General features: G+C 69.7%; 19 protein-coding genes and 1 tRNA gene. 11 read left to right on the forward strand and 9 right to left on the reverse strand.

Annotated elements, in window-relative coordinates:
• Positions 1 to 38 precede the first annotated feature (38 nt).
• From J2S57_RS10995 to J2S57_RS11010, 4 genes are all read right to left on the reverse strand, one after another.
• Complete coding sequence (locus tag J2S57_RS10995; RefSeq protein WP_307241230.1) at positions 39 to 1358, reverse strand: M949_RS01915 family surface polysaccharide biosynthesis protein; 1320 nt, start codon at positions 1356 to 1358, stop codon at positions 39 to 41.
• 378 nt (positions 1359 to 1736) lie between these two features.
• On the reverse strand, positions 1737 to 2117 hold the full coding sequence (locus J2S57_RS11000; protein ID WP_307241232.1) for a phage holin family protein: 381 nt from the start codon (positions 2115 to 2117) through the stop codon (positions 1737 to 1739).
• Between the two features lie 47 nt (positions 2118 to 2164).
• Positions 2165 to 2734: a DUF5317 family protein gene (locus J2S57_RS11005; protein WP_307241235.1), complete on the reverse strand. Its 570-nt coding sequence runs from the start codon at positions 2732 to 2734 to the stop codon at positions 2165 to 2167.
• A gap of 489 nt (positions 2735 to 3223) precedes the next feature.
• Positions 3224 to 4924 (reverse strand): MDR family MFS transporter, encoded by a 1701-nt coding sequence (locus J2S57_RS11010; RefSeq protein ID WP_307241237.1) that lies wholly within the window; start codon positions 4922 to 4924, stop codon positions 3224 to 3226.
• A gap of 157 nt (positions 4925 to 5081) precedes the next feature.
• On the opposite strand from J2S57_RS11010, the gene J2S57_RS11015 reads away from it, so the two are divergent.
• The 4 genes from J2S57_RS11015 (at position 5082) to J2S57_RS11030 (ending at position 10942) form a co-directional block, all read left to right on the forward strand.
• Complete coding sequence (locus J2S57_RS11015) at positions 5082 to 5891, forward strand: carbon-nitrogen family hydrolase (RefSeq protein WP_307241239.1); 810 nt, start codon at positions 5082 to 5084, stop codon at positions 5889 to 5891.
• Between the two features lie 17 nt (positions 5892 to 5908).
• Positions 5909 to 7930, forward strand: a complete 2022-nt coding sequence (locus J2S57_RS11020; protein ID WP_307241241.1) for a bifunctional copper resistance protein CopD/cytochrome c oxidase assembly protein — start codon at positions 5909 to 5911, stop codon at positions 7928 to 7930.
• Positions 7931 to 7943: 13 nt separating this feature from the next.
• The gene (locus tag J2S57_RS11025) at positions 7944 to 9989 is read left to right on the forward strand and encodes a S9 family peptidase (protein WP_307241243.1); all 2046 of its coding nucleotides are present in this window, start codon (positions 7944 to 7946) and stop codon (positions 9987 to 9989) included.
• A 164-nt stretch (positions 9990 to 10153) separates the two neighbouring features.
• Positions 10154 to 10942, forward strand: a complete 789-nt coding sequence (locus tag J2S57_RS11030; RefSeq protein WP_307241245.1) for a hypothetical protein — start codon at positions 10154 to 10156, stop codon at positions 10940 to 10942.
• Positions 10943 to 10979: 37 nt separating this feature from the next.
• Here the strand turns inward: J2S57_RS11030 and J2S57_RS11035 are convergent, their stop codons facing one another.
• Both J2S57_RS11035 and J2S57_RS11040 read right to left on the reverse strand, forming a co-directional pair.
• Entirely contained in the window at positions 10980 to 12833 is a 1854-nt protein-coding gene (locus tag J2S57_RS11035; RefSeq protein WP_307241247.1) for an acyl-CoA dehydrogenase, read from the reverse strand.
• Positions 12834 to 13000: 167 nt separating this feature from the next.
• The gene (locus J2S57_RS11040; RefSeq protein WP_307241250.1) at positions 13001 to 13270 is read right to left on the reverse strand and encodes a GlsB/YeaQ/YmgE family stress response membrane protein; all 270 of its coding nucleotides are present in this window, start codon (positions 13268 to 13270) and stop codon (positions 13001 to 13003) included.
• A 184-nt stretch (positions 13271 to 13454) separates the two neighbouring features.
• On the opposite strand from J2S57_RS11040, the gene J2S57_RS11045 reads away from it, so the two are divergent.
• The 3 genes from J2S57_RS11045 to J2S57_RS11055 all read left to right on the forward strand — a co-directional run bounded on the left by J2S57_RS11045 (position 13455) and on the right by J2S57_RS11055 (position 17218).
• Positions 13455 to 13997: a hypothetical protein gene (locus tag J2S57_RS11045; protein ID WP_307241252.1), complete on the forward strand. Its 543-nt coding sequence runs from the start codon at positions 13455 to 13457 to the stop codon at positions 13995 to 13997.
• Between the two features lie 65 nt (positions 13998 to 14062).
• On the forward strand, positions 14063 to 15781 hold the full coding sequence (locus tag J2S57_RS11050; RefSeq protein WP_307241254.1) for an aldehyde dehydrogenase family protein: 1719 nt from the start codon (positions 14063 to 14065) through the stop codon (positions 15779 to 15781).
• 396 nt (positions 15782 to 16177) lie between these two features.
• Complete coding sequence (locus J2S57_RS11055) at positions 16178 to 17218, forward strand: phosphatase PAP2 family protein (RefSeq protein WP_307241256.1); 1041 nt, start codon at positions 16178 to 16180, stop codon at positions 17216 to 17218.
• A gap of 75 nt (positions 17219 to 17293) precedes the next feature.
• Here J2S57_RS11055 and J2S57_RS11060 read toward each other — a convergent pair whose 3' ends face one another.
• Together J2S57_RS11060 and J2S57_RS11065 are read right to left on the reverse strand one after the other, a co-directional pair.
• The gene (locus J2S57_RS11060) at positions 17294 to 18340 is read right to left on the reverse strand and encodes an App1 family protein phosphatidate phosphatase (RefSeq protein WP_307241258.1); all 1047 of its coding nucleotides are present in this window, start codon (positions 18338 to 18340) and stop codon (positions 17294 to 17296) included.
• Positions 18341 to 18460: 120 nt separating this feature from the next.
• Positions 18461 to 20935, reverse strand: coding sequence for a hypothetical protein (locus tag J2S57_RS11065; protein WP_307241260.1), 2475 nt, complete (start codon positions 20933 to 20935; stop codon positions 18461 to 18463).
• 314 nt (positions 20936 to 21249) lie between these two features.
• Between J2S57_RS11065 and J2S57_RS11070 the strand changes: the two genes are divergently transcribed.
• Positions 21250 to 22113 (forward strand): MerR family transcriptional regulator, encoded by an 864-nt coding sequence (locus J2S57_RS11070; protein ID WP_307241262.1) that lies wholly within the window; start codon positions 21250 to 21252, stop codon positions 22111 to 22113.
• Positions 22114 to 22488: 375 nt separating this feature from the next.
• Here J2S57_RS11070 and J2S57_RS11075 read toward each other — a convergent pair.
• Positions 22489 to 22562: transfer RNA gene (locus J2S57_RS11075), tRNA-Gly, on the reverse strand.
• 94 nt (positions 22563 to 22656) lie between these two features.
• Between J2S57_RS11075 and dcd the strand changes: the two genes are divergently transcribed.
• The 3 genes from dcd to J2S57_RS11090 all read left to right on the forward strand — a co-directional run bounded on the left by dcd (position 22657) and on the right by J2S57_RS11090 (position 25767).
• Positions 22657 to 23232 (forward strand): dCTP deaminase, encoded by a 576-nt coding sequence (gene dcd, locus J2S57_RS11080; protein ID WP_307241264.1) that lies wholly within the window; start codon positions 22657 to 22659, stop codon positions 23230 to 23232.
• A 25-nt stretch (positions 23233 to 23257) separates the two neighbouring features.
• Complete coding sequence (locus J2S57_RS11085; RefSeq protein WP_307241266.1) at positions 23258 to 24307, forward strand: hypothetical protein; 1050 nt, start codon at positions 23258 to 23260, stop codon at positions 24305 to 24307.
• Between the two features lie 212 nt (positions 24308 to 24519).
• A complete protein-coding gene (locus J2S57_RS11090; protein ID WP_307241268.1) occupies positions 24520 to 25767 on the forward strand; it encodes a glycoside hydrolase family 18 protein in 1248 nt (415 codons plus the stop codon).
• Positions 25768 to 25776: the final 9 nt, after the last annotated feature.

Below are 25776 nucleotides of genomic sequence, written 5' to 3' on the forward strand. Positions count from 1 at the left end.
CCGGCGACGGGTGAGCGGCCTTCGTCGTGGGACCGGGGTTACTTGGTGACCGGGAAGAACATCTCCGCGTAGATCTTGGCCGTGGTGGCGTAGAAATCGTTCGGCCACTCGTCGACCGCCGGGTCGGGGGTGGTGGCGCCGGTCTGCGAGCCGACCACGCCGGAACCCCGCACGATGTACTTCGTGCCGTTGCTGACCAGCGCCAGCTTGGCCTCGCTGGGCGTGTCTTCGGCGCCGCAGCGCGACGACCAGCCCGCGAGCACCTCGGCGTAGCCGTCGGCGTCGAGGTCACGCACCCGCAGGCCGTTCTCGGCGAACGCCGCCTGCCCACCGGCCCGGCCGGTCTTGCACTGGGGCAGGTCGGGGTCGGTCATCGAGCGCAGCACCTTGGGCTTGTCGGCGTCGAGGCGGGCCACCTGCACGACCTTCAGGGTGGTCTTGCTGTTGGCGGTGGGCACCTTGATCGCGGCGACCAGGTTCTTGCCGTTGTTGTCGTCCCAGGTGAACGCCGAGACGATGGTGCCGCCGGAAGCCACCCCGGCCTTCTTCAGCAGTCGTGACGCCGACACCTGGGTGAGGTTCTGGAGGCCGTCGGGATCGCGGCCACCCAGCTCGACCGGCTGCGGGGCCGTCGGCGTGCTGCCGGCCGTGGATCCGTCGCCGCCGTCGCCCCGGCCGGACAGCAGCGCCACCAGCACGATCAGCAGCAGCACCAGGCCACCGGCCACGGCGATGAGCACGAACCGGGCCTCGGGCAGCTGGGTGGTGAAGAACTGCTTCACCGCGCTGGGCGGCGAGTCGTCACCGTGGGGCACGGGGTCGGGCGCGGGTGCCGGCTTGACCGGCTTGCGTGTCTGCGGCGCCTTGCCCTGCTGGGCCAGGACCTCGTCGGGCAGCGGGATCGGGCCGCTGAAGGTGGCCCAGATGTCGCCGTTCTGCGGCGGGGCGTAGGCGTTGCGGTCTTCGGGCACCGGCGGACGCTGCGGCCGCGACGGTTTCGCGGGCGGCTCGGGGGCCGCGACCCGGCGGATCACCGGCTTCTTCTTCGGGGCCGCCGGAGCGGCGGGTGCGGCCGCCTCGGGCGGCAGCTCGTCACCGATCAGCGGCAGCGGCATCGTGGCCGCGTTCTGGTTGCCCGCGACCGGGGGCACGACCTGGGTCTGGTCGGGCTCGGACGGCACCGGCGGCACGACCTGGGTCGTGTCCTGCGCGCCCTCGGCCCAGCCACCCTGATCGGGCTGCGTGTACGGGGAGGGGCCCTCGTGCGAGGGTGCGGCCGGTAGACCCGGCTGGCTCGGGGCCCCGTGGCGCCCGGAGTTCTGATGGGCGAACCAGGGCGCGAAGTCGGCAGCCGGCATAACCGCCGGAGGCTGGTTGTCCGCTGCGGCGGGCGGTGGGTAGGCCCCCTGCGGATCACCCGCTCCCGGGCGGTAGATCTCCGTGTCGTACGGGTCGGACCCCTCGTCGTCCGGGGACGTTCCTCCGGACCCGGATGAGGTGCCACGCTCTTCGTCGCGTGTCTGCACCCGACCTGGCTCCGGCGGGCGGGTCCACCAGGGCCCCTGCTCGTCGTCCACGTGCCGTTACCCCTTCCACAGCCACTCGGACCGCCGGCCACCGGCTGGCTCCGGCAGACGGATCGCGTGGCTCTCGACCAGAGTCGATCCTCCCACGCTCACCCCGGTACCGCTGCCCGCCGCCGATATTGCGGCCGGAAGCGCTAGGGGTGGCCACTTTCAGTCACTGTCGGGAAGAACCAGGTTGAGCACCATACTCACGAACGTCACCACTACGGCAGCACCGATGGCCGACCAGAAGAAATCATCGATCGTGAACGAGATGCTCAGCTGATCCGACAGCCACGCCACGAGCTCAAGCATCAGGGCATTGACGACGAAAGCGAACAAACCCAGTGTGAGGATGTAAAACGGGAAAGAGAAGAGTTTCACGACCGGTTTGATGATCGCATTCACCACACCGAAGATCGCGCCCACCACGAGCAGGGTCACGATGGTGCGGCCGGTGCTGTCTCCGCTCACCTCGACGCCGGGAATCACCGCGGTGGCCACCCAGATCGCCACCGCGTTCACCAGAACCTTGATCAAGATGTTCTGCATCCCGCGAATCCTGCCACGCCCGGCTGGGTATCACGACGCTCGAATCGTCACCGGGACGTGCCACTGAGTGACGACGGGCTGCTCCAGTGGGTGCCGCAGATCCCCACGGCAGCCACTGCCACTCCGCCCAGGATGATCACGTCTCCCACGCTGAACACATTCGCGAGCGGTACGGACGCCGGGATCGCGAAGATGTCGCCGAGAAACCACAGCGTCGGCGATTCCATCGGGGCGGAATTGCTGAAGTCCTCGTCGGCCGTGAGCCCGGCGGTGTGCAGGCCGGCGGTGTGCATGGCGGAGACCGAGGCCGGAAGGGTGCCGCCGTTCGCGGTGATGGTCACGCCGTTGAGCAGACCGCCCGTGCCGATCAGCCCCGCCCCCGGCATCGACCGGTTGGTCCAGAGCACCGCCCCCAGCACCAGGTAGCTGCTCACGTGCAGGGCCGCGAGGACCGGTCGCGCCACCCGCCCGGCCAGGCCGATTGCCGCGACCTGCAGCAGGAGCCCCGCCAGGAGCCAGTGCCGGCCCGCGATGCGGATCTGCGCCAGTCTCGAGAGCCGGCCGCCCAGCGCCACCGGGAGCAGCAGGAGCAGGGCGGCCAGCACCGAGAGGATCACGCGGGGCTCACGGCGGGAATCGCGGACCCCGCTGCCGTCACCACCACTTGTGGCCGGCTCCGGCGATGGTGACGAGAAGAACGATGGTGCCCAGGGTGGTGGCGGCGCGGGCGGTCAGCTGAGCTCTCACGGATCACGTCCTCGGGATCGGGCGGTTCGGAGCCCTGATCGTGAGGTGGCCGAGTTTCATTGCGCCATGGCTCGTTTCGGCCCTCACGCGGACGGGCGGCGATCTCACCCGTCCGGACGGGACGCTGAATCAGCACGTTTCCGGGATGTGCGGGAGGTGACCCGCGCACCCGGGCGACCACGTCGTCCTCAAGCACTGCTCTGTTCGGCTCTGCGCGACCACCCGGGAAGGTGAGGGCCGGTGTGAACCCAAAACCGGGTGGGCCGGGCGCATCGACCGGCCGGTCGGTCACCCTTCGGTGGGGTCGGCGAAGCAGAACCACGCTTTTGGACGCGTCGGTCGGCTCGGGTGGGTGGGTTCTACTCCGCGGCGGCGCGGGCCTGCAGACCCGACTGCGTGCGCAGCTTCTCCTCCGGGAGGAACCAGCTGATCAGGAAGGCCAGGGCCAGCACGGCGGCCCCGATCGCGAAGACCAGGTGCATCGAGTCGGCGAAACCCTGCAGGATCGGCCGCGCCAGATCCGGGTCCAGCCGGTTCAGGAACGAGGTGTCGTCGATCGAGAGACCACCGGTGTCACCGCTCTTCACCAGGTTCACGATCGGCGCGTTGACCGGGTCGGACGCCACCGACGGATCGGCCAGCGCCCGGCTGAAGGCCGAGTCGGGATTCCCGGCGGCCTTCTGGATCTGGGCGGCGATGTTGCCGGCGACCGTGCCGAACAGCACCGAGAGGAACACGGCGGTGCCGAGCGTGCCGCCCATCTGCCGGAAGAAGGTGGCCGACGAGGTGGCCACCCCCATGTCCCGCGGCGGAACCGAGTTCTGCATCGCCAGCACCAGCGTCTGCATGTTGAAACCCAGCCCCAGGCCGAAGATCAGGGCGAACGTGCCGACCAGGACCAGCGAGGTGTCCACGGTCAGGGTCGAGTACAGGAACATGCCGAGCGTGAACAGCACCGAGCCGGCGATCGGGAAGATCTTGTAGCGGCCGGTGCGTGAGATGACCTGGCCGGAGAGGATCGAGCCGGTCATCATCCCGGCGGTCAGGGGCAGCATCAGCAGGCCGGACTCGGTCGGGCCGTGGCCCCGCACGATCTGCAGGTAGAGCGGGAGCGCGGCCAGGCCACCGAACATGCCCATGCCGATGATCGTGTTGAGGGTGGAACCGATGGTGAAGGTGCGGTTGCCGAAGAGACGCAGGGGGATCAGGGCGTCGTCACCGATGCGCCGCTCGGCCGTCAGGAAGGCGGCGAATCCGGCCAGGCCGATCACGTAGCAGGCGATCGAGCCGCCGCTGGTCCAGCCCCATTCGCGGCCCTGCTCGGCCACCATCAGCAGGGGCACCAGGGTCACGGCGAGCGCGACGGCACCGGGCACGTCGATGCGGTGGTCGCGGCGGGTGTGGGGGATGTGGAGGACGCGGGCCACGACGGTGAGCGCGACGAAACCGATGGGCACGTTGATCAGGAAGACCCAGCGCCAGCCGCTGACCCACGCGATGGTGTCGGCGCTCGCGAAGAACCCGCCGACCAGCGGCCCGAGCACGCTCGACGATCCGAAGACGGCCAGGAAGTAGCCCTGGTACTTGGCCCGGTCGCGCGGCGGGACGATGTCGCCGACGATCGCCAGGGCCAGCGAGAACAGACCGCCCGCCCCCAGTCCCTGGAACGCCCGGAAGGCAGCCAGCTGGTACATGTCCTGGGCCAGGCCGCACAGCGCCGAACCGACCACGAACAGCGAGATCGCGGTGAGGAAGAACGGGCGCCGGCCGTAGAGGTCGGACAGCTTGCCGTAGAGCGGGGTGCTGATCGTGGAGGTGATCAGGTACGCCGTGGTCACCCAGGCCTGGATGCTGAGCCCGTCGAGGTCGTCGGCGATGGTGCGGATCGACGTCGAGACGATGGTCAGGTCCAGGGCCGCGAGCAGCATGCCCATCATCAGGCCGCTGATGATCACCAGGATCTGCCGGTGCGTGAGGGCCTCGGCCGCGCCGGGTTCCGGGGTGGTGCCGGGATCGGCCATCATCTGGCCGGGTTCGGGCCGTTCCGGTTCTTCCGGCATCGTCTTCCTCTACGCGGAGGCTGTGGTGAGGGGTGCATCGGACGCCAGGGCCCGCGGGGTAAGGGCCGGGCGGCGGAAATCTGTGCGGTGATTGTGTCAGGCAACCAGGTGAGCGGGCGGCCGGAAGTCTGTCGGTGGCGGGCCGTAGGCTCCTCGCATGCGCGTACACGTGCTCCAGGTGGCCTACGGCGACGACGAGCCCCTCTCCGAGAGGGTGCAGCGCGTCGCCGCGCTGGTGGCTGAGCAGCAGGGGGCCGACCTGGTGGTGCTGCCCGAGCTGTGGGCGCCCACCGGCTTCGGCTACCGGGGCTGGGCGGCGGCGGCCGAGCCGGTCGACGGGCCCACCATCACCGCGATCTCGGCGGCGGCCCGGTCGATCGGGGCCTTCGTGCACGCCGGGTCGATCATCGAGGCCGCCGCGCCCGGGGCCGACCGGGGGCCGGAGGGCCGGGGGCTGTGGAACACGTCGGTGCTGATCGGTGACGAGGGCGAGCCCCTGCTCACCTACCGCAAGATCCACCGGTTCGGCTTCGCCGCCGGTGAGCCCGACCTGATCGAGGCCGGTGACGAGCAGGTGCTGGCCGAGTGGGAGACCGCCGCCGGCCCGGTCGTCGCGGGTCTGGCCACCTGCTACGACCTGCGTTTCCCGGAGCTGTTCCGCAGCCTCGCCGAGCAGGGGGCCAACCTGTTCGTGGTGCCCGCCGCCTGGCCGGCCGCCCGGGTCGAGCACTGGCGTCTGCTCGGGCGCGCCCGCGCGGTCGAGAACCAGGCCGTGATGATTCAGTGCAACACCGCCGGCACCCACGCCGGCGTCACCATGGGCGGGCACAGCCAGATCGTGTCGGCCACCGGTGAGGTGCTGGCCGAGGCCGGCGACAACGAGGCCGTTCTGGTGGCCGACATCGACGTGGCGGCGATCGAGCAGTACCGGGCCACGTTCCCGGTGCTGGCCGACCGGCGGCTGTAACAGGACGACGTGAACGGATGACGACCCAGGTGAGCAGCACGACGACGCCCCGCCCCGCCGATCTGGGCCGGATGGCCGCGGTGGGCACCGTTCTGGTCGTGCTCGCTCTGGCCGTGGCCGGGGTGGCCGCGGCCGGCTCGGGCGCGGTCGCGCCCAGCATCCTGCAGGACGCCGGGCCCCTGGTGCGCTGGGGCCTGATCTACGCCCGCGTGATCGCCGACATCGCCGGTTCGGTCACGGTCGGCGTGCTGCTGCTGACGGCGATCGCGCTGCCGGTGGGCAAGCACGGCCAGGCCCACCGCCCGGCCTTCCTGATCGCGGCGGCCTCCTCCACGATCTGGGCGCTGTCCGCGATCGCCCTGCTCGTGTTCAACCTGGCCGACGTGCTGGGCTCCCCGATCGACAGCCCGGGCTTCGGCAGCCAGCTGGTCGCCTACACGCGCGACATCGACCTGGGCCGAGGCCTGGGCCTGACCGCCGCCGGGGCCGCCGTGGTCGGCCTGCTCGCGGCGGGCGCGGTCAAGACCAGCTCGGCCGCGTGGCTGGCCGGGGGCTCGTTCGCCTGCCTGATCCCGACCGCGCTGAACGGGCACGCCAGCAGCAGCGCCGACCACCAGACCGCCGTCACCAGCCTGGGCCTGCACCTGCTCGGGGCCTCGGTGTGGGTCGGCGGCCTGATCGCGCTGCTGCTGCTCGCCCCCACGATCAAGGGCCCGGTGCTGTCCAACGCGGCGCAGCGCTACTCCACCTTCGCGCTCTGGTCGTTCATCGCGGTGGGCCTGTCCGGCCTGATCAACTCCTGGCTGCGGGTGGGCAACCTGGGCAACCTCGGCAACAGCTACGGCCTGCTCCTGCTCGGCAAGACCGTGGCCCTGATCCTGCTCGGCCTGTTCGGCTACCGGCACCGCGAGGCCACGCTGCCCGACCTCGAGGCCGGCAGGAAGGGCGCGTTCACCCGCCTCGCCGTGGTCGAGCTGGGCGTCATGGCGGTCGCGTTCGGCCTGGCCTCGGCCCTGTCCCGCACGCCCCCGCCGAACGAGGGCCAGCGCACCACCGACCTGGCGCAGGCCATCACCGGCTATCCGATGCCGGCCGCGCCCACCTTCGCCCGCTGGTTCACGTCCTGGCAGCCCGACCTGATGTGGGTCGTCATCGCCGCGGTCGTTCTCTACGCCTACGTCGCCGGGGTGGTGAAGCTGCGCCGCCGCGGTGACGCCTGGCCGGTGGGGCGCACGATCTCGCTGGTACTCGGCCTGGCCCTGCTGGTCTACACCACCTGCAGCGGTCCCGCGGTCTACGGCCGCGTCACGTTCAGCGGGCACATGGTCATGCACATGATGCTCACGATGATCGTGCCGCCGCTGCTGGTGCTCGCGGCCCCGGTCACGCTGGCGCTGCGCACGCTGGCGGTGCGAAAAGACGGCAGCCGCGGCCCGCGTGAGTGGCTGCTCGTCATCACGGAATCCCGCTACCTGCAGTTCATCTCGTTCCCGCCGGTCGCGGCCGCGGTGTTCGCCGGCAGTCTGGTCGTCTTCTACTACTCCGACCTGTTCGAGCTGGCCCTCACCACGCACACCGGCCACGAGCTGATGGACGTGCACTTCCTGCTCAGCGGCTACCTCTTCGCCTGGACGATGATCGGCGTCGACCCGGGCCCCAAGCGCATGGGGTTCCCGCTGCGGCTGATCGTGCTGCTGGCCACCATGGCCTTCCACGCGTTCTTCTTCCTCGCCCTCATGAACGGCGAAACCGTGCTGCAGCCGCAGTTCTTCGACAACCTGGGCCGCACCTGGGGCGAGGGCCTGCTCGCCGACCAGCAGACCGGTGGCGGCATCGGCTGGGGCATCGGCGAGTTCCCGACCCTGCTCATCGCGATCGTGCTGATGATCCAGTGGGCGAGGTCCGACGGCCGCGAGGCCCGGCGGCACGACCGGCAGGCCGACCGCGACGGCGACGCCGAGCTCGAGGCCTACAACCAGATGCTGGCCAAGCTCTCCGGAAAGAAGAACCAGAGCCCGGCAGAGCCGCCGTCTTCGTGATAGGACGAATCGGGTGAATTCTCCCGAGCGCGGCTTCGGCGACCTGGACCACTACCTCGAGCTGCCCCGGCTCTCCGGGCTGGCTCTGTCTCCCGACGGACAGCGGCTGATCACGGCCGTCTCCGTGCTGGGGGCCCAGCGCACCACGTTCGTCAGCTCGCTCTGGGAGATCTCGGCCGACCCCGAGGGCCCGGAGGCCACCCGTCTCACCTGGGGTTCCGACAGCGAGAGCGGCGCCCGGTTCCGGCCCGACGGCGACCTGCTGTTCGTCTCCTCGCGGCCCGATCCCGACGACGACGAGGAAGAGCGCCCACCCTCGCTGTGGCTGCTGCCCGCGCGGGGTGGCGAGGCCCGGCCCTTCGTCACCCGTCCCGGCGGCGTGAGCAGTGCGGTGGTGGCGGCCGACGCCGGCACCGTGGTGCTGACCTCGCCCACCCTGCCCTCGTCCACCACCACCGGTGACGACGAGCGGCGCCGCAAGGCCCGCAAGGAGTCCAAGGTCGTCGCCACCCTGCACGAGAGTGCGCCGTTCCGCTGGTGGGACGACTTCTGGGGGCCGGAGACCGACCGCCTCTACGCCGTCACCGGCGAGGGCAGCACCCGCGACCTCACCGGGCACACCGGCCCGGCGCTGCGTCCCGGCCCCGACTACGCCGTCACCCCCGACGGCACCACGGTCATCGCCTCCTGGCAGAAGCACACCACCGGCGGCCAGTTGCGGCCCACTCTGGTAGCGATCGACGTGGCCACCGGCGAGCGCCGCACCCTCCTCGACACCCCCGGCACCGAGTTCATCAACCCGGTGATCTCGGCCGACGGCACCAAGGTCGCGCTGATCGCCGAGCAGACCCCCACCCCCGACGAGCCGGGCCACCTGCGGCTGGTGGTGCTGCACCTGGCCACCGGTGAGACCCGCGAGGCGTCCCCGGGGTGGGACCGCTGGCCCAGCGGCTCGGTCGTGTGGACGCCCGACGGTGAGGCCCTGCTGGTGGCAGCCGACGACCAGGGGCACTCGCCGGTGTTCCGGTTCGACCTCGACGACCGCAGCGTGCGCCGGCTGACCAGTTCCGGTGCGTTCACCGACCTGGCGATATCCCGTGACGGCGCAGCCCTTTTCGCCCTGCACTCGACCGTCGGCTCACCGCCCGCCCCCGTGCGCATCGACCCGCAGACCGGCGAGGTCACGCCTCTGCGCGGCCCGGCCGCACCGCTCACGCTGCCGGGCACGGTCACCGAGATCGAGACCATGGTGGTCCCCCCAGACCTTCGGCCCGGAGAGGTGCCCCCAGCCTCGGTCACCGTCCGCGGTTGGCTCGTGCTTCCGGAGGGGGCGGGTCCGGAGAACCCGGCCCCGCTGCTGCTGTGGATCCACGGTGGCCCGGCCGGCTCGTGGAACGCCTGGAGCTGGCGCTGGAACCCGTGGCTCGCCGCCGCCCGGGGCTACGCCGTGCTGCTGCCCGACCCGGCCCTGTCCACCGGCTACGGGCAGGACTGGTTCCGCCGGGGCTGGTCGGGCTGGGGCGGCGCGCCCTACACCGACCTGATCGCGATCACCGACGCGATCGAGGCCCGGCCCGACATCGACGCCGACCGCACCGCCGCGATGGGCGCCTCGTTCGGCGGTTACATGGCCAACTGGATCGCGGGCCACACCGACCGGTTCCGCGGGATCGTGTCGCACGCCGGCATCTGGGATCTCGAGACCTTCCGCCTCACCACCGACGCCGGCTTCTTCTGGCGCCAGGTCATGAGCTCGCCGAACCGGGCCGCCAACACCGCGTCCGCGCACGCCGAGAAGATCAGCACCCCGATGCTGATCACCCACGGCGACAAGGACTACCGGGCCCCGGTCAGCGAGTCCCTGGCCCTCTTCGCCCGGCTGGCCGAGCTCAACGTCGACGCCGAGGGCACCATGGCGCACCGGCTGCTGGTCTTCCCCGACGAGAACCACTGGATCCTCAAGCCGCAGAACGCCCGCCTCTGGTACTCCACCGTCTTCGCGTTCCTCGCCCACACCGTGCTCGACGAGCCCTGGCAGGCGCCTGACCTGCTCCGTTAGCACGATCAGGGCTGGCCGGAGCGGTGGATGGTGCACCCGGGCACGGTAGCGGGAAACTTTCTGTTGCTCGTGCAACGTTTACGCTCTGGCCCGCGTCTTGCCCGCGGGAGGAAAGCCGACGGGATGCCGGCGAAACGGGACTCCAGAAGTGAGGAAAAGGCGCGATGACGGAGCAGGGAGTGGACGACGAGCTCGCGGCGCGGCTCGACGTCGCTCTGCACGAACGGCTGGGAGCAACCAACGTCGATGTCGCCGCGCTCGCGGCCGGCAGCAGACGCCGGTCCCGGCGTGTTCGTACGCAGCGGATCGGTGCTGCCGTCGGTGCGCTGGCGGTGCTGATCGCGGTGCCGGCCGGCTGGCAGCTGGCCACGGCCGAGCGCCCGGCCTCGCTGCAGGCGGCGGCCCTGCTGCCCAAGCAGCACGACGCCGAGCCGGTGCCCGAGGCTGCCGGTTTCAGCGAGGCCGACCTGCCCGAGGGGTCGTCGCTGTCCGGGGCCGCGGCCGGGGCCAGCAGTGGCTCGGTCGACCCGGAGCTGGTCTCCGGGCTGAACTGTGCCGGGCCGACCGGGGCGGCGGCCGCCACCCCCGGATCCACCGACAACGCCCAGCAGCGCGAATGGCGCTGGACCGGTGAGAAGAACGACGTGTCGCTCATCGTCACCCGCTGGGCCAGCACCGACGCGGCCGCCGACGCCCTGACCTCCCTGGCCAACGACACCTCCACCTGCACCTGGAGCGATCCGGTGGAGGTGCTCCCGCTCGAGGTCGCCGGTTCGCAACAGACCTGGGCGGCGGGTGCGACCACCGACGGTCAGGCGGTGGTGCGCACCGTGGTGCGGGTGCGCGAGCTGGTCGCCGGGGTGCAGGTGTCGGGTGACGACCTGGAGGAGACCACCGAGCTGGCCCGCGAACTGGCCGAGTCCGAGATCGGGAAGCTCGCGAAGATCCGCTGAGTGGGCCGGTTCCGGTCACCGGAACCGGCCCCTGAGCTCAGAACGAAGCCTCGTCCAGATCCATCAGCGAGTTGTCGGTGCCCTCGAGGATCGAGCGCTCCACCGCCAGGCGCGGCAGCACCTGCGCGGCGAAGAAGCCGGCCGCCGCGATCTTGCCCTGGTAGAAGGCCCGGTCGGAGGCACTGACCGAACCTTCCAGGGCGGTGGTGGCCACGTCGGCCTGACGCAGCAGCAGCCAGCCGACCAGCAGATCGCCGGCGGCCAGCAGCAGCCGGGTGGTGTTCTGGCCGACCTTGTAGATGTTGCGCACGTCCGCGCCCTCGACCCGGGGGTCGGCGGAGCGGGCGTCCCGCACCAGGTGGGCCACCATGCCCTGGAGGTGCTCGACGGCCTGGCCGAGCACCTCGCGCTGGGCCGCGAGCCGTCCGTCGCCGCTGTCGGCCTTCGCGAATTCGGTGATCAGCTCGGTGATCTCGCCGAACGACTGACCCTTGTCGCGCACGATCTTGCGGAAGAAGAAGTCGGTGCCCTGGATCGCCGTGGTGCCCTCGTACAGCGTGTCGATCTTGGCGTCCCGCACGTACTGCTCCAGCGGGTAGTCCTGCAGGAAGCCGGAACCTCCGAAGGTCTGCAGGCTTTCGGACCCGAGCAGGTGCCAGGCCCGCTCCGAGCCGAACCCCTTGACGATCGGCAGCAGGAAGTCGTTGAGCCGCTCGGCCCGCTCGTCGCGTTCGCCCCGCAACTCGGCGAGCTTCACCGCGTCCTGCTGGGTGGCGGTGAACTGCACCAGCGCCCGCATGCCCTCGGCGTAGGCCTTCTGCGTCATCAGCGACCGGCGCACGTCGGGGTGGTGGGTGATGGTGACGCGGGGCGCGGACTTGTCGGCCATCTGCGTCAGGTCGGCGCCCTGCACCCGCTCCTTGGCGTAGTCGAGCGCGTTCAGGTAGCCGGAGGAGAGAGTCGCGATCGCCTTGGTGCCCACCATCATCCGGGCGCCCTCGATGATCTTGAACATCTGGGCGATGCCGTTGTGCACCTCGCCCAGCAGGGTGCCGGTGGCCGGGATGCCGTCCACCTCACCGAACCGCACCTCGCAGGTCGTGGAGACCTTGAGGCCCATCTTGTGCTCGACGTTCGTGACGAAGACGCCGTTGCGCTCGCCCAGTTCACCGGTCTCGAGGTCGAACTGGAACTTCGGCACCAGGAACAGCGACAGGCCCTTGGTGCCCGGGCCGGCCCCTTCCGGCCGGGCCAGCACGAAGTGCACGATGTTGTCGGACAGATCGCTGTCGCCCGAGGTGATGAACCGCTTGACCCCGGTGATCTGCCAGGTGCCGTCGGCGGCCTGCACGGCCCGGGTGCGGCCGGCGCCCACGTCCGAACCGGCGTCCGGCTCGGTGAGCACCATGGTTGCGCCCCAGCGCCTCTCGACGAGCAGGGCGGCGAGGCGCTGCTGCTCCGGGGTGCCCAGCCGGTAGAGGATGTTGGCGAAGTCGAAACCGGTGGCGTACATGTGGATCGCCGGGTTCGCCCCGAGCAGGAACTCCAGCATCGACCAGCGCAGCGAACTCGGCGCGGTCACGCCGCCGATCTCCTCGGGCACGCCCATCTGCCAGAAGCCGGACTCGACGTAGGCGTTGTAGGCCCGCACGAACGACTCCGGCAGCGTGGCCGAATGGGTCGCCGGGTCGAACACGGGTGGATTGCGGTCGCTCTCGACGGTGGACGGGGCCAGGTCCTCGGTGGCGAGACGTGCCATCTCACGCAGCATCTCGCGGGCGGTGTCGCCGTCGATGTCCTCGAAGGGTGCGGTGCCCAGTACCTGGTCCCGGCCGAAGACCTCGAAGAGATTGAACTCGACGTCACGCAGATTGTGGCGGTAGTGGCTCATCGCTGTTCCCCTCGGCGCTGACGGAACCAACTAAGTTACTGCTTAGTAATATAATTTTAGAGCACAAGGTCACGGAGGGCCAGAGGCTGATCGCGTAACGGCGCCAAAATGCAGAGGGGCCGGGCTCCCTTGGTGGGAGTCCGGCCCCTCTGGGGGCGTGCGTCAGGTCATCGACCGATGCTGCGACCAGAGCGCAGACCCGAGACCAGGGCGACACCGACGGCGGCGAGCACGACCTGAACCAGGAACTCGATCCAGTCGAAGCCCTTCGTGTCGCTCAGCGAACCGACGATCGCGGTGCCGATGAGGGCCGCGACGATACCGACGACGATGGTCAGCCAGATCGGGATGTTCTGCTTGCCGGGAACGACGAGACGTCCCAGGGCGCCGATGACCAAGCCGATGACGATAGCCCAGATAATGCCGGTGATGGTCATGTGGTCACTCCTCGTGGACATCCGGGCCGCTCCTCGGCCCGGTGCTGTCTCTAGATTGATCCACTTCCGCCGGGACGCAATTCGAGAGTAATAACGCCTGTCCAGGCCTTGACGACCGGGCCGATCGACCGGTTCAGAACGTCGTTCGAGTGACCGGAAGCGGTAAACCGGCGATACTTCCTAAATGGGGGAAGCCGGGCAAAGCGTGCGCGCGGATCGGGTGTTCGATCTCGGCCCGCGTCTGGCGTGGGCCTGTCTGACCCTCGGGGTCGGGCTGATCGCCGCGATGGAGATCATCGGCGTGGCCGCGCTGCTCTTCGCTCTTCTGCCCGCCACCCCGGCCGCCGTGCTGACAGCGGCGCTGCTCACCCCGTCCCTCATTGTGCTCGTCGTGATGGCCAGCGCGCTGAGCGGCCGGATCGTGGTCGGGCCGGGCGTCCTGACCCTGCGGTTCGGCCTGATCGGCGGGGCTGACGTGCCCCGCTCACTGATCACCCGCGCCGAGCGGTTCGACCCGACCACGGCGCTCACCCCGATCGGCCTGGGCATCGACGTGCCGTTCGGTTCCGGTCGCGCCACCGTGACCCGGGGCGGGCCGGTGCACTTCGTCCGGGTCACGCTGCGCAGCCCGGCCCGGGTCCGGCTCACGGTGTGGCGGCACGCGGTGGCGAACGAACTGGTCCTGAGCACGTCCCGGCCCGACGAGCTGGTGAGTTCGCTGATCTGAACACCCGGCGGATTTGTGCTCGTTCGGGCATCGCCGCCGGTGCAGTGCGGGGTCATGATGGATCGATGACCACCCAGGCCCCTCCGCACCGGAGGTTCAGCGCAGTCGACTCCGCCCTGGCCGATCTCGACCGGGGTGTCGAGATCTGGGGCCGCACGGCGCTTCCGGCCCGGAGACTGCTGCTGGCCCGGGTGCACGCGCTGACGGCCCTGTACGCGCACGACTGGGTGGAGGCCGCAGCCGAGATCAAGGGCCTGCCAACGGATTCGCCGCTCACCGGAGAGGAATGGCAGTCCGGCCCGTACGGACTTCTCACTGCACTCGCGTCCCTCATCGACACGTTCCGCGCCCTGCAGCAGGGCCGGAGCCCGGTGGACGGATACCGCTTCGGCTCCGCGCCGGGCGGCCGCACGACGGTGAGGGTACTGCCGCACGCCCCGGTCGACCGGATCATCCTCGGTGGCTGCACCGCCGACGTGTGGATGCCGCCGGGAGTGTCCGCCGAGGTGGTGAAGGCGCAGGCGGGTCAGGTCCAGCGCGACCCCGGGCGCACTGCGGGCATCGGTGCGGTGCTCGGCGCGGGGAACGTCGCGTCGATCCCGGTGCTCGACGCTCTGCACGAGCTCTTCACCGCGAATCGGGTCGTGCTGGTCAAGCTCAACCCGGTGACCGATCCGCTGCTCGGCGTCTTCCAGGCGATCTTCCGGCCCCTCATCGAGCACGGTGTGATGCGCATCGTGACCGGTGACGGCGAGGTCGGGGGTTACCTGGTGCATCATCCTCTGGTCGGACACGTGCACATCACCGGCAGTGCGCAGACCCACGACGCGATCGTGTTCGGCACCGGCCCCGAAGGCGCGGCCCGCAAGCAGGCCGGCACCCCGCTGCTGACCAAGCCGATCACCAGCGAACTGGGCGGTGTGGCCCCGGCGATCGTGCTGCCCGGGCGCTGGAGCCAGGCCGATCTGCGGTACCAGGCCGAGAACCTGGCCACGCAGAGGTTGCACAACAACGGCTACAACTGCGTCGCCACCCAGGTCGTGATCATCAGCTCGGACTGGCCCCAGCGGCACGAGTTCCTGGCGCAGTTGCGCCGGGCGATGGCTGGGGCCCCGCCGCGGGCGGCCTACTATCCGGGCAGCGACCAGCGGATGGACGGCGTGCGCACGTCGTGCACGGACGTCGAGGAGATCGACGGTGGTCGCCTCCTGATCGGGCCGGCGGACGCGTCGACCCGGGACTACCTGTTCAGCACCGAGGTTTTCGCACCGGCCCTGGGGATCATGACGCTCCCGGGCAACGCCCGTGCCTTCCTCTCCGAGGCCGTCACCCTGGCCAACGACTCGATCAGCGGCACCCTCGGGGCGCACCTGATCGCCCACCCGTCGACGCTGCGCGAGCTCGGGGCGGATTTCGAGAAAGAGCTCGCCCGAATGCGTTACGGCTGTATCGGGATCAATGTCTGGATCGGGCTGGGTTTCGCGCTGCCGGCCGTTCCCTGGGGGGCGTATCCGGGCAACGAATTGGCCCGGGTGGGCAGCGGAATCGGCCAGGTGCACAACTCCCTGCTGCTGCGTGACCCCGAGCGCACGATCATCCGGGCCCCGTTCCGCCCGGCCCCGCGCTCGCTGCCGGCGGGGGAGTTCGCCCTCACACCGCCCTGTCCGCCGTGGTTCGTCACCAATCGCACGGCTCATTCCACCGGCGCCGCGCTCACCGCATTCGCCGCCAAGCCGTCGTGGCAGCGGATTCCCAGGATTCTGGCCTCCGCGCTGCGGGGCTGATTCACCCGTCCGAAAGTGTCCGGATCCGCCGTCCCCATGGCTCTGTTCGGGCACCGGATGTGACCGGGTCGCCTGGAATGGCGGAATGGTTTGCCCGGGGTGATCGTTAACGAGCATGGGCGTTTCCGTTCCGCCTGGGCGTGGGGCAATTGCTGATGCCGCACGCCCAGTTTCGGTCGCCCGGGGTTCATCTACTGCTCTGGTAGTACAACCCCAGGAGGATGCCAAATCGCCTGCCCGGCGATAAACCAGTACCTAGGATTTTTCGGCCCTCTGGTGAGGGCCCGGCAACGTCGTCGAGCACGGGAGCGGGAAGATGCGGGCAAGAATGCGGTCGAGGTGGGGAAAGGCGCTGGCCGGTAACGGCTTCCGCCCGGCAGTCGACAGGGTCGGCTAGTGGCCGTGCTGCCCGCGGGCTGGGTTCCCCCGCGGGTCGAGACCACCCCCGGCGTTGCGCCGAGGAACCTGACCGATCCCGATTCCGGTCCCAGAACCGCTGCGGCACAACCGGTCGAGCCGACCACGAAGCGCCTGCGCCCTCGCGGCGGGGTGACCGGGCAGCTGCTGCTCGTCGTCGGCGCCTGGATGCTGTACTCGCTGGGCCGTTCGTTCTCCGGGCAGGACATCTCCGCGGCGGTCGAGCGGGGGCAGGCCATTCTGCGGCTCGACGACGAACTCGGCTTCGGCTGGGTGATCGACGTCAACCAGTGGGCGCTGCAGCACGGAGTGCTCGCGGTGCCGCTGTCGATGGGCTACGCGAGCCTGCACTACCTGGTCACTCCGATGGTGCTGGTCTGGCTCTGGCGCCGGCACCCGTCGTCCTATCAGAAGGCGCTCTGGTCGCTGATCGTCATGTCGGCGATGGGCCTGGTCGTCTACGTCACGATGCCCGTGGCTCCGCCGCGTCTGCTGCCCGGGTTCGCCTGGATGGACATGCTGCGGGTCTGGTCGGACTACGGCTGGTGGGGCGCGGGGGCGAGTGCGCCGCGCGGGTTCGAGCACCTCACGAACCAGTACGCGGCCGTCCCGAGCCTGCACGTCGGCTGGGCGGTGTGGTGTGCCTGGGCCTGGCGTCGTAACGGAGGCTCGTTCGCGCGGCGCTTCGGCTGGCTGTACCCGTTCGGCGTCTCGGTCACGGTGGTGCTGACGGGCAATCACTACGTGCTCGACGTGGCCACCGGTGTCCTGGTCGCGGCCATCGCCTGCTGGATCACGCCGCGGGTGCTGGCGCCGCTCACGATGCGCCTGACCGCGCCGGTGCTGGCGTGGGCGGGTGTGCGGATCAAGGGCGGCCTGCGGACGCGCCGGGAGACACCGGTGACGGCGTCACCGGAGATGGTGGTCGGGCGGACGCCCGATGAGACGCCCGCCCTGGGGTCGCCGACCGACGATTCGGCTGCGCAGCCCATGAAACAGCCGGTGGTTGTCGACGGCTGAGGCTGTTCGGCCGTGTCCCGAAGCACCAGTGCGGAAGACCGCCTACGACAGGTAGATCCGTGTCCGGGGCACTGATCAGGTGGAGGCCGGCGGCACCGGGTCGAGCTGAGCCGCCAGTGCGATGCCGTCGAGGCCGCGCAGCCAGGGCACCGGGCTGGGTGCCCGCAGGGCCTGGTTCTCGGGCGGCAGCGGCGAACCGTGGGTGAGCACCTGCTCGACCGTGGTGAGCTGCCGGATCAGCACCATCCGCAAGGCGTCGGGAACCTCGTCGGCCAGCTCCTCGTACAGCTGCGGGTCGTGCTGGCCGTCATCGCCGGCCAGAACCCAGCGCAGCTGCGGGAACTCGCTGACCAGTCGACGCAGCTCGCGGTGTTTGTGCTTGGTGCCGGAGCGGAACCAGCCCTCGGCGGTCGGCCCCCAGTCGGTCATCAGCAGCGGGCCGCGCGGGTAGCTGTGCCGGTCGAGGAACCGGGAGATGGCCCGGGCCACGTTCCAGGCGCCGGTGGAGAGATAGACCACGAGGCCGTCCGGTTCCTGTTCACGCACCCGCTCGTACAGCTGGGCCATGCCTGGCACCGGGCGGCGGCTGGTCTCCTTCACCACGAAGGTGTTCCAGAACGCGAGCAGAGGACGAGGCAGGGCCGTGACCATCACGGTGTCGTCGATGTCGCTGATCAGCCCGAACTGCTCGTCCGGCCCGACGACCCGGACCTGCTCCGCGGTCGGGGTACGGCCCTCCAGCTCGACCGGCACCTCGTGCCACCCGGCCGGAAGATCACTCTCCAGGACCACGTCGACGTAACCGCCGCGTCCACTGCTGACCTCGTGCACCCGGTTGCCGACCCGCACCACCACCGGGATACCGGCCAGGCCGACCGTGAAGAACTTGCGCCACCAGCGGCCGCCGCTGCCCTCGCTCTCCTCGGCGCTGGTGTTCGGTGAGCTGAGCTTGACCCGCATCAGCACGCGTACCCAGCCCTCCCTCTCCGTGGGGGCGGATCCGTAACCGGTGTAGGGCACAGCCAGCGGCAGCCAGCCGAAGCGGCGCAGAACGACCGCGATCCGGCCCTTCACCGCGTCTTCGATGCGGGCTCCGCGATGCATCCCGGTCGGCGCGCTCATCCTCGGATGCTAGAGGTGACGATCCCGGCCTGCACTCGGTAGGTGCGACGCCGACCGGAACGACGAAGCGCCAGGTCCGGGCCCGGGGCCCATGACCTGGCGCTTCTGGTGACGTGCGGGTTACTTCAGTTTGACGCGTGCGGTCGGCCCCGTGACCCGGCCGGAAACCGAGTCACCGGTGAAGATCCAGCGGAACGACGCCGCGGCGGTCACCTTGACGGTCGCCTTCGCGTTGCCCTTCGTATCGGCCTTGACCTTCTTCACATCGGTCCACTTGCCGTTCTTGATCTGCTGCAGCGTCACTGTCCGGGATGCGTACGGCTTGAACGACCACGTGCCCCAGTCGGCGCGGGTGAGTGCGCCGGTGATCGTGGTCGTCTTGCCCTTCTGAACCGTCGAAGGGCTGGCCTTCGCGGTCAGCCGGGTGTCGCGGACGACCGTCAGGCTCCCCGCGCTGCCGTTGTCGACGAGAGCGGTGCCGTCGGAGGCCGAGGCCCACACCTCGGCCTGCCACTTACCGGCCAGAACGTTGCTGCGAAGGTCGTACGGCAGATCCCAGAGGTAGACCTCGGCCGAGCACCTGGTCGACGGTGCGCAGGTGGCGTCGGACCTCAGTACAGCGTCCGGGTTCTTCCGGGAGCCGTGCCACAGAACGACTCCCGCTCTCGTGGCGGCGCTGGACACCGTGAACGTGGTGGTGATGGAAGAGCCCATCTCCGCCGGCGAGGGAGTCCCGACGATCAGCGGTTTGCCTCCGTTGACCTTGACCGCGGAGACCTTGGTGCCGCCGGTCGACCGGTCGCGTGGGGTGGCCGGGCCGGCCAGGGCGTGGCTGAGGGTCCGGGTCAGTGTGACCCCCTCGTCGTTCTCGGCGGTGAGCCGGAGAGAGACGAACGCGGCGGTGGCCGGGACGCTGAACGATGTCTCGACCTTCTGGCCGGAAGGGCTGAGCGGTAGCGACTTCCAGGTGGCGCCGTCGTCGGTCGACCAGTCGACGGCGGTGACCGTGCTCGCCGACCCGGTGTCCCGGGTCGACGGCGTGACGCTCACGGTCACCGGGCTCGTACCCGCCCGGCCGTACCGGTCCAGACCGCCGGCCGTGACCGCGAGGTCGATGAGGGAGAGGACGCCGTAGGACTGGTTCGACACGAAGGTCCACTCGCTGCGGATCTCGTTCGACAGCTGCGACCACGGACCGTTGCGGACCGTGGTGTTCTCGAGCCGGTAGGTCTGCTCGACCGGCGACACCGTCAGCGACAGGGACGGCTGCTCGGTGGTGCCGAGCTGTTTGCCCCCGCTGCTGAGCGTCGTGGTCGAGACCACGTCGGTGGAGGTGTCGGGGTGACCGGCCGCATCGTCGAACGGCCCGGTCTCGCGCAGGGTCAGCTTGTTGCCGTTCCGGCTGGACCCGGGCCGATCAGCGCTGGGGGGCGCCGGGTTCAGGGGGCCCGCACCCACCACCTCGCCCGCCGACGTCCCGGCCGGCAGCGAACGGTCCGGGAGGTTGAAAACCTGGTCGTTGTCGTAGTCGAGGGACCGGGACATGGTCAGGCCCGGAGTGACGTACTCGGTGACCGTGGCCGGTGCCCGCAGCCGTGACGCCAGCCCGACGCCGCTGCTCTCGCCGAGCAGCGGGGCGGTCCAGTAGGTCGCGTCGGTCGTGCTGCCCTGGGCCCGGACCTGAAGCGTGGTCCGGGCGAGCGAGGCCGTTTTCACGGTCTTGGTCAGCGAGCTGGGCCGGGGGTGCGACCAGCTCGTCGTCAGGTCGTAACGGTAGGGACTGGGCTTGAACGCGGTGGCCCCGGCCTTGGCGAGAACGGCGTGCGTGCGCAGTGTGCTTCCGGGCACCGAGGTCGTGGTCGTGTAGGTGCGGGACCCGTTTCCTCCGGCGAACCCGACCAGGTGGTCATTGGGCAGCATGAGCCAGACTGCGCTCTGCTGCAGCTTGGCGGTGGCGTCGTCGACCTTGATCGCCACCTCCTTGGTCGCCTTCTCGGACAGATGCACGGTCTGCGCCTTGTTGGAGACGGTGAACGACTTCGTCAGCAGGTAGCTCTTCGAGCCACCGAACCCGCCGTAGATGGCGGACACGAAGTACTTGCCGGCCGGAAGGTTCACCGACGTGCTGAGCGAGCCTTGCGGATTTCTCGACGTCAGGTAGGTCCAGGTGCCCTGGTTCCAGACGTTGAAGAGCGCGTGCCAGGCCTCCGGCTGCTCCGAGTCGATCCGCAGCGTCGTCTTGTACGTGGTGGCAGTCGCGGAGATCCGGCCCTCCGGAACGGGGGTTTCGGTGCTCACCGGTGCCACGGTCGAGGACGCGGCGCCCAGCGACCGGGCCTGCACGCTGCCGCCGACGGAGACGAACCCGAAGGGCGTCTGCTCGTCGCCGGAGGCCGGCCGGAACGCGAAGGAATCGCCCTGCGCTCCTGACGCGGACACGATGCGATCGACCGGTGACGCCTTGACGACGGTCGAGAACCTCGCCGCCGGAACAACTGTGGTGGTCTCCGTCGACGGAACGAGTGCCGCTCCGCCCAGGACCGCGAGCACGGCGGCGGTGAACACGCCGGTTCCAGCCCGGGACCATCGCCGCATGACTGTTTTGCTCCTTCTGTGAGCTTACTGTGTTTTGAGTGAAAGGTAGCTTATGGAAAGCCAAATCGCGGGGGAATTGAGGCGATGATCCATCAGTCGTGACCCCGGGGCCGGGTGTCGCCGGCGCGGGGCGCCCGGTGAACGAGCGGGGAAGCCGGCGAACCGTGCGGCCCCGGTCGGAGAGCGAGTCTCGGACCAGGGCCGTGAATGCTGGAGCGGCCTGGGTTTCGGTGGCTCCTGGATGGGGTTGTTGCACATGCCGTAACGGCATGTGGTGGGGTCGGGGCACCACGGCACGAAAGGCTCTGTCTGCGATGAACCTCTACCCCACGGCTGCCCGGCAGGTCAGGATCGGTGACGCGGCTGCGTTCGCCGGGATCACCCCACGCGCCATCCGTCACTACCACGAGATCGGTCTGCTGCCCGAGCCCGAGCGCGGCGGGGACGGCCGCCGCCGCTACGGCCATGACGACATGATCCGCCTTCTGTGGATCCGCAAGATGGCCGAGGCCGGCATCAGCCTGGACGACGTGCGGGTCGCCTTCGGCGAAGCCCGGGAGGAAACCTCGGACGAAGCCGGGGGTATTGAGTCGGTCCTGGGCCGGCTGGAGGAAACGATGGCGGCGCAGGAAGCCGCCATCCAACGTCGGCGCGCGGTTGTCCAGCGCCTGCAGGCGGTGGGCAGCCCGCTGGGGCTGCTCTCCGAAGTGGTCGCGGAGCGGCTCGGACATCTGCCCCCGGGCGCGCTGCGCCCTTCCGATCTGAACGCCCTGCTGGTCACAGAACGGATCTTCGGGCCGTTGGGTGCCGCCATCCAGGCCGGCACGTTCATCGTGCTGGCCACCCGCCCCGACCTGCGAGCCGAGGAAGACCGTCTTGAGGCGGCCGAGGCCGCCCTCGACGACGGTGTCGATCCCGACGACCCGCGCGTCGATGAGCTCGCCGGGCAGCGATGCGCTCACCTATTGGCCCTGAACGAGGCCATCGAGGAAGCTGGCCTTGACGCGGCCGAGGAGAGGATCTTCGGGATCCATGACGCCGACCTGGCCGGGGACGAGGGCAGAAGGATGAGTGCGGCCGCGGCGATCACCAAGATGCCGTACGACTTCTCGCCGGCCCGGAGGCGCTGCGTGGAACTCGCGGGACGTCTCTTCGGCGAGGCTCTCGCCGACATCTGATCGCCTGTGCCGGGCGCTGACGTGGCTCGGCAGCCGGTCGCGCCCGTCCGCAGCGGGCCGACCGGGGCCGACGTCGAGCCCGGGCCGTAACCGGGGCTGGATAGGGAGTTACGGGATCTCATGGCGCGGATCGGGCCTGCCGGCCTCGTACCGCCATGATCTGCCAGCACGCGACTGCCAAGGCTGATGCGACGATCCCTGTCGCGATCAGAGCTGAGTTGGTGAAGCCGGCCGGTCACATGACCGGTCAGCGGGGCGGGTAAGAGGGTGCCGAGGCGGCCACCCCCAGCGAGCCAATGGCACGGGCGGCTTCTGGGCCCGGAAACGACGAAGCGCCAGGCAGAGGCATCTAGCCTTTGACCTGGCGCTTTGTGATGGAGCGGGTGACGAGAATCGAACTCGCACTGTCAGCTTGGGAAGCTGATGTTCTACCATTGAACTACACCCGCATTGCCCCGTCTTCGACCGGGCTCGCACACACTATCAAAGTCTCGGCGACCCGTGGTGGACCTCCGGCCGGGTAACGGTTGCTACCTTGTTCCGGTGCTGCTCAGCGACCGCGACATCCGGGCCGAGATCGACAAGGGACGGGTGCAGATCGACCCCTTCGAGGAGTCGATGATCCAGCCGTCGAGCATCGACGTGCGCATCGACCGGTTCTTCCGGCTCTTCGACAACCACAAGTACCCGGTCATCGACCCGTCGCAGGAGCAGCCCGAGCTCACGCACCTGTTCGAGGTGCCCCAGGACGAGGCGTTCGTGCTGCACCCGGGCGAGTTCGTGCTGGCCTCCACCTACGAGGCGGTCACGCTGCCCGACGACGTGGCGGCGCGGCTCGAGGGCAAGTCGTCACTGGGACGTCTGGGCCTGCTGACGCACTCCACGGCCGGCTTCATCGATCCGGGATTCAGCGGCCACGTGACGCTGGAGCTGTCCAACGTGGCGACCCTGCCGATCAAGATCTGGGCCGGCATGAAGATCGGCCAGCTCTGCTTCTTCCGTCTGACCAGCGCGGCCGAGCACGCCTACGGCAGTGAGCGGTACGGCTCCCGTTACCAGGGCCAGCGCGGCCCCACGCCGAGCCGTTCGTACCTCTCGTTTCACCGTACGATGATCTGAGGTTTATCGACGGGAGGAACAGCTCGTGGCGGGCCGCAAGAAACGTGAAAAGGCGCCCGAGCCGGTGCCCGAGGTCGAAGACGGCATCTCTGTCGTGGATCTGGCGGCCAGGCACCTGCTGCTCTGCCCGACCACGGTCGACATGGAGGTGGTCGACACCCTCGTGCGCGACCGTCTGCCGAACAGCAACCTCTACGACACCGGCGAGGTCCAGCTCGGGCGGCACAGCCGCATCACGGGCCCCTACCAACTGTCGATGGAAGACGCGGTCGATGCGGGCGTCCCCATGCCCTGGACCGTCTGTTACTGCCTCGAGGCCCCGGTCGAGCGTGAAGACCCACCGCTGCCGGGAGTCGACGACCGCGACGGGTTCGCCTACGCGTTCCCCGAGGGCCTGCCCTGGCGCGACGAGGGCCGCGCGCTGCAACTGCTGGTGAGCCTCGCCCGCCGCATCGGCGGCGCGGTGCGGGTGGCGGGCACACTGCAGCTGATCCAGCCCGACCCGGAGCGCGCGGTCGACTACATCGTGCACTCCAAGACCTGGCTCGAGCCCGACGTGCTGCTCGGCATCGTCAATCGCGAGATGCCCGGTGCCGTGCTGGCCGTCGAGGGGGAGGACTGGGCCGGTCCGCCCGACGCCGCGTACACCGGCGAGATCCTGATCGCCGACATCGGCCGTAGCCCGCTCAGCTCGCACGACCTGCAGACACTGCACGCCCGCGCCGACGCCCGCGACCGCAAGATGCTCGAGGAAGACGACATCATCGACGGCTTCGCCATCGTCGGTGATTTCGGCTGGGACGGTGTGGTCGAGATCCAGGTGCATCTCACCGACGCCGACGACCCCACGGTGCTGGGCCAGCCCTGGGCCAACGAGGAACTCGTCACCTATGAGGTGCGCTGGATGCCGCCCAACCCGGAAGACCGGGAGAAGCGCTACCCGCCGGAGGCGTTCAGGGCCAGCCGCTCGCGGGTGGGGCCGGTGATGGCCCGCACCACGCGGGCCCTGGTCGAGGCGGCCGGCGGCATCGTGCTCGACGAAGACAACTTCGGGGTCGACCGCTACACCCTCTGAACAACCGCACTACACCACTGCCCCCGGGAGCCTGCTCCCGGGGGCAGTTCAGTTCTCACAGGTATGGGCCTCTTTGGGGCCACCTAAATGATTCCTAAACGGCCTTCCTCAGGTGTCGGAGCCCCGTTCTGGGCTGCTACGTTTCCAGAACAGCACGGTATGTAAGGCATCTTCACAAACGTCCTGGCGCCTCCCACCCTGAAGGGAATGCCATGAAGCACAAGAGGTTCCTCCTCGGAGGACTGGCAGCATCTGCCGCGGCGATCGCCCTGACCGCCACCCTGTCCCCGCTCGGCGCGAACGCGGTGAACCCTGAATCCACCGCCGACGAGCCGACCGCCGAAGCCGCTGAGAACCGCGTCGTCGGGTACTACACCGACTGGAGCACCTACCAGCGCGACTTCCAGGTCAAGGATCTGGACACCAGCGGCGCCGCCGACGAACTCACGCACATCGTCTATGCCTTCGGCAACGTCACCAACGGCAAGTGCGCCGTCGGTGACTCCTACGCCGATCACGAAAAGACCTTCACCGCCGAGCAATCCGTCAGCGGCGAGGCCGACACCTGGGACCAGGAGGTGGCCGGCAACATCAACCAGCTGCGCCAGCTCAAGGAGAAGCACCCCCAGCTGAAGGTGCTCTGGTCGTTCGGCGGCTGGACCTGGTCGGGTGGTTTCGGCGAAGCGTCCAAGGACCCGGCCGCCTTCGCCGCGTCGTGCCACGACCTGGTCGAGGACGAGCGCTGGGCCGATGTTTTCGACGGCATCGACATCGACTGGGAGTACCCGAACGCCACTGGCCTGAGCGAGGACACGAGCGGCTTCGACGCCTACCGTGAGCTGCTCTCCGCCGTGCGCACCGAGTTCGGCGACGACCTGGTCACCTCGGCGATCACCGCCGACGGCACCGAGGGCGGCAAGATCGAGGCCGCCGACTACGCCGGTGCCGCGCAGTACGTCGACTGGTACATGCCGATGACCTACGACTTCTACGGCGCCTTCAACGCCCAGGGCCCGACCGCGCCGCACTCGCCGCTGACCGACTTCGACGGGGCGCCGAACCCGGGCTTCGACACCGAGACCGCGATCGCCAAGCTGAAGAGCCTGGACATCCCGGCCGAGAAGCTGCTGCTGGGCATCGGTTTCTACGGCCGCGGCTGGACCGGCGTCACACAGGACGAGCCCGGCGGCACGGCCACCGGCGCCGCTCCCGGCACCTACGAGGCCGGCATCGAAGACTACAAGGTGCTCAAGGACAAGTGCCCGGCCACCGGTGAGGTCGCCGGCACCGCCTACGCGCACTGCGGTGACCAGTGGTGGAGCTACGACACCCCGGAGACCATTGCCGGAAAGACGGCCTGGGCCAAGGAGCAGAGCCTCGGCGGCTCGTTCTTCTGGGACCTCTCCGGTGACACCGATGACGCCGAGCTCACCAAGGCCGTCTCCAACGGCCTGAAGTAACGCCGAACG

This window comes from Kineosporia succinea (genome assembly GCF_030811555.1).
GTDB classification, from domain to species: Bacteria; Actinomycetota; Actinomycetes; order Actinomycetales; family Kineosporiaceae; genus Kineosporia; species Kineosporia succinea.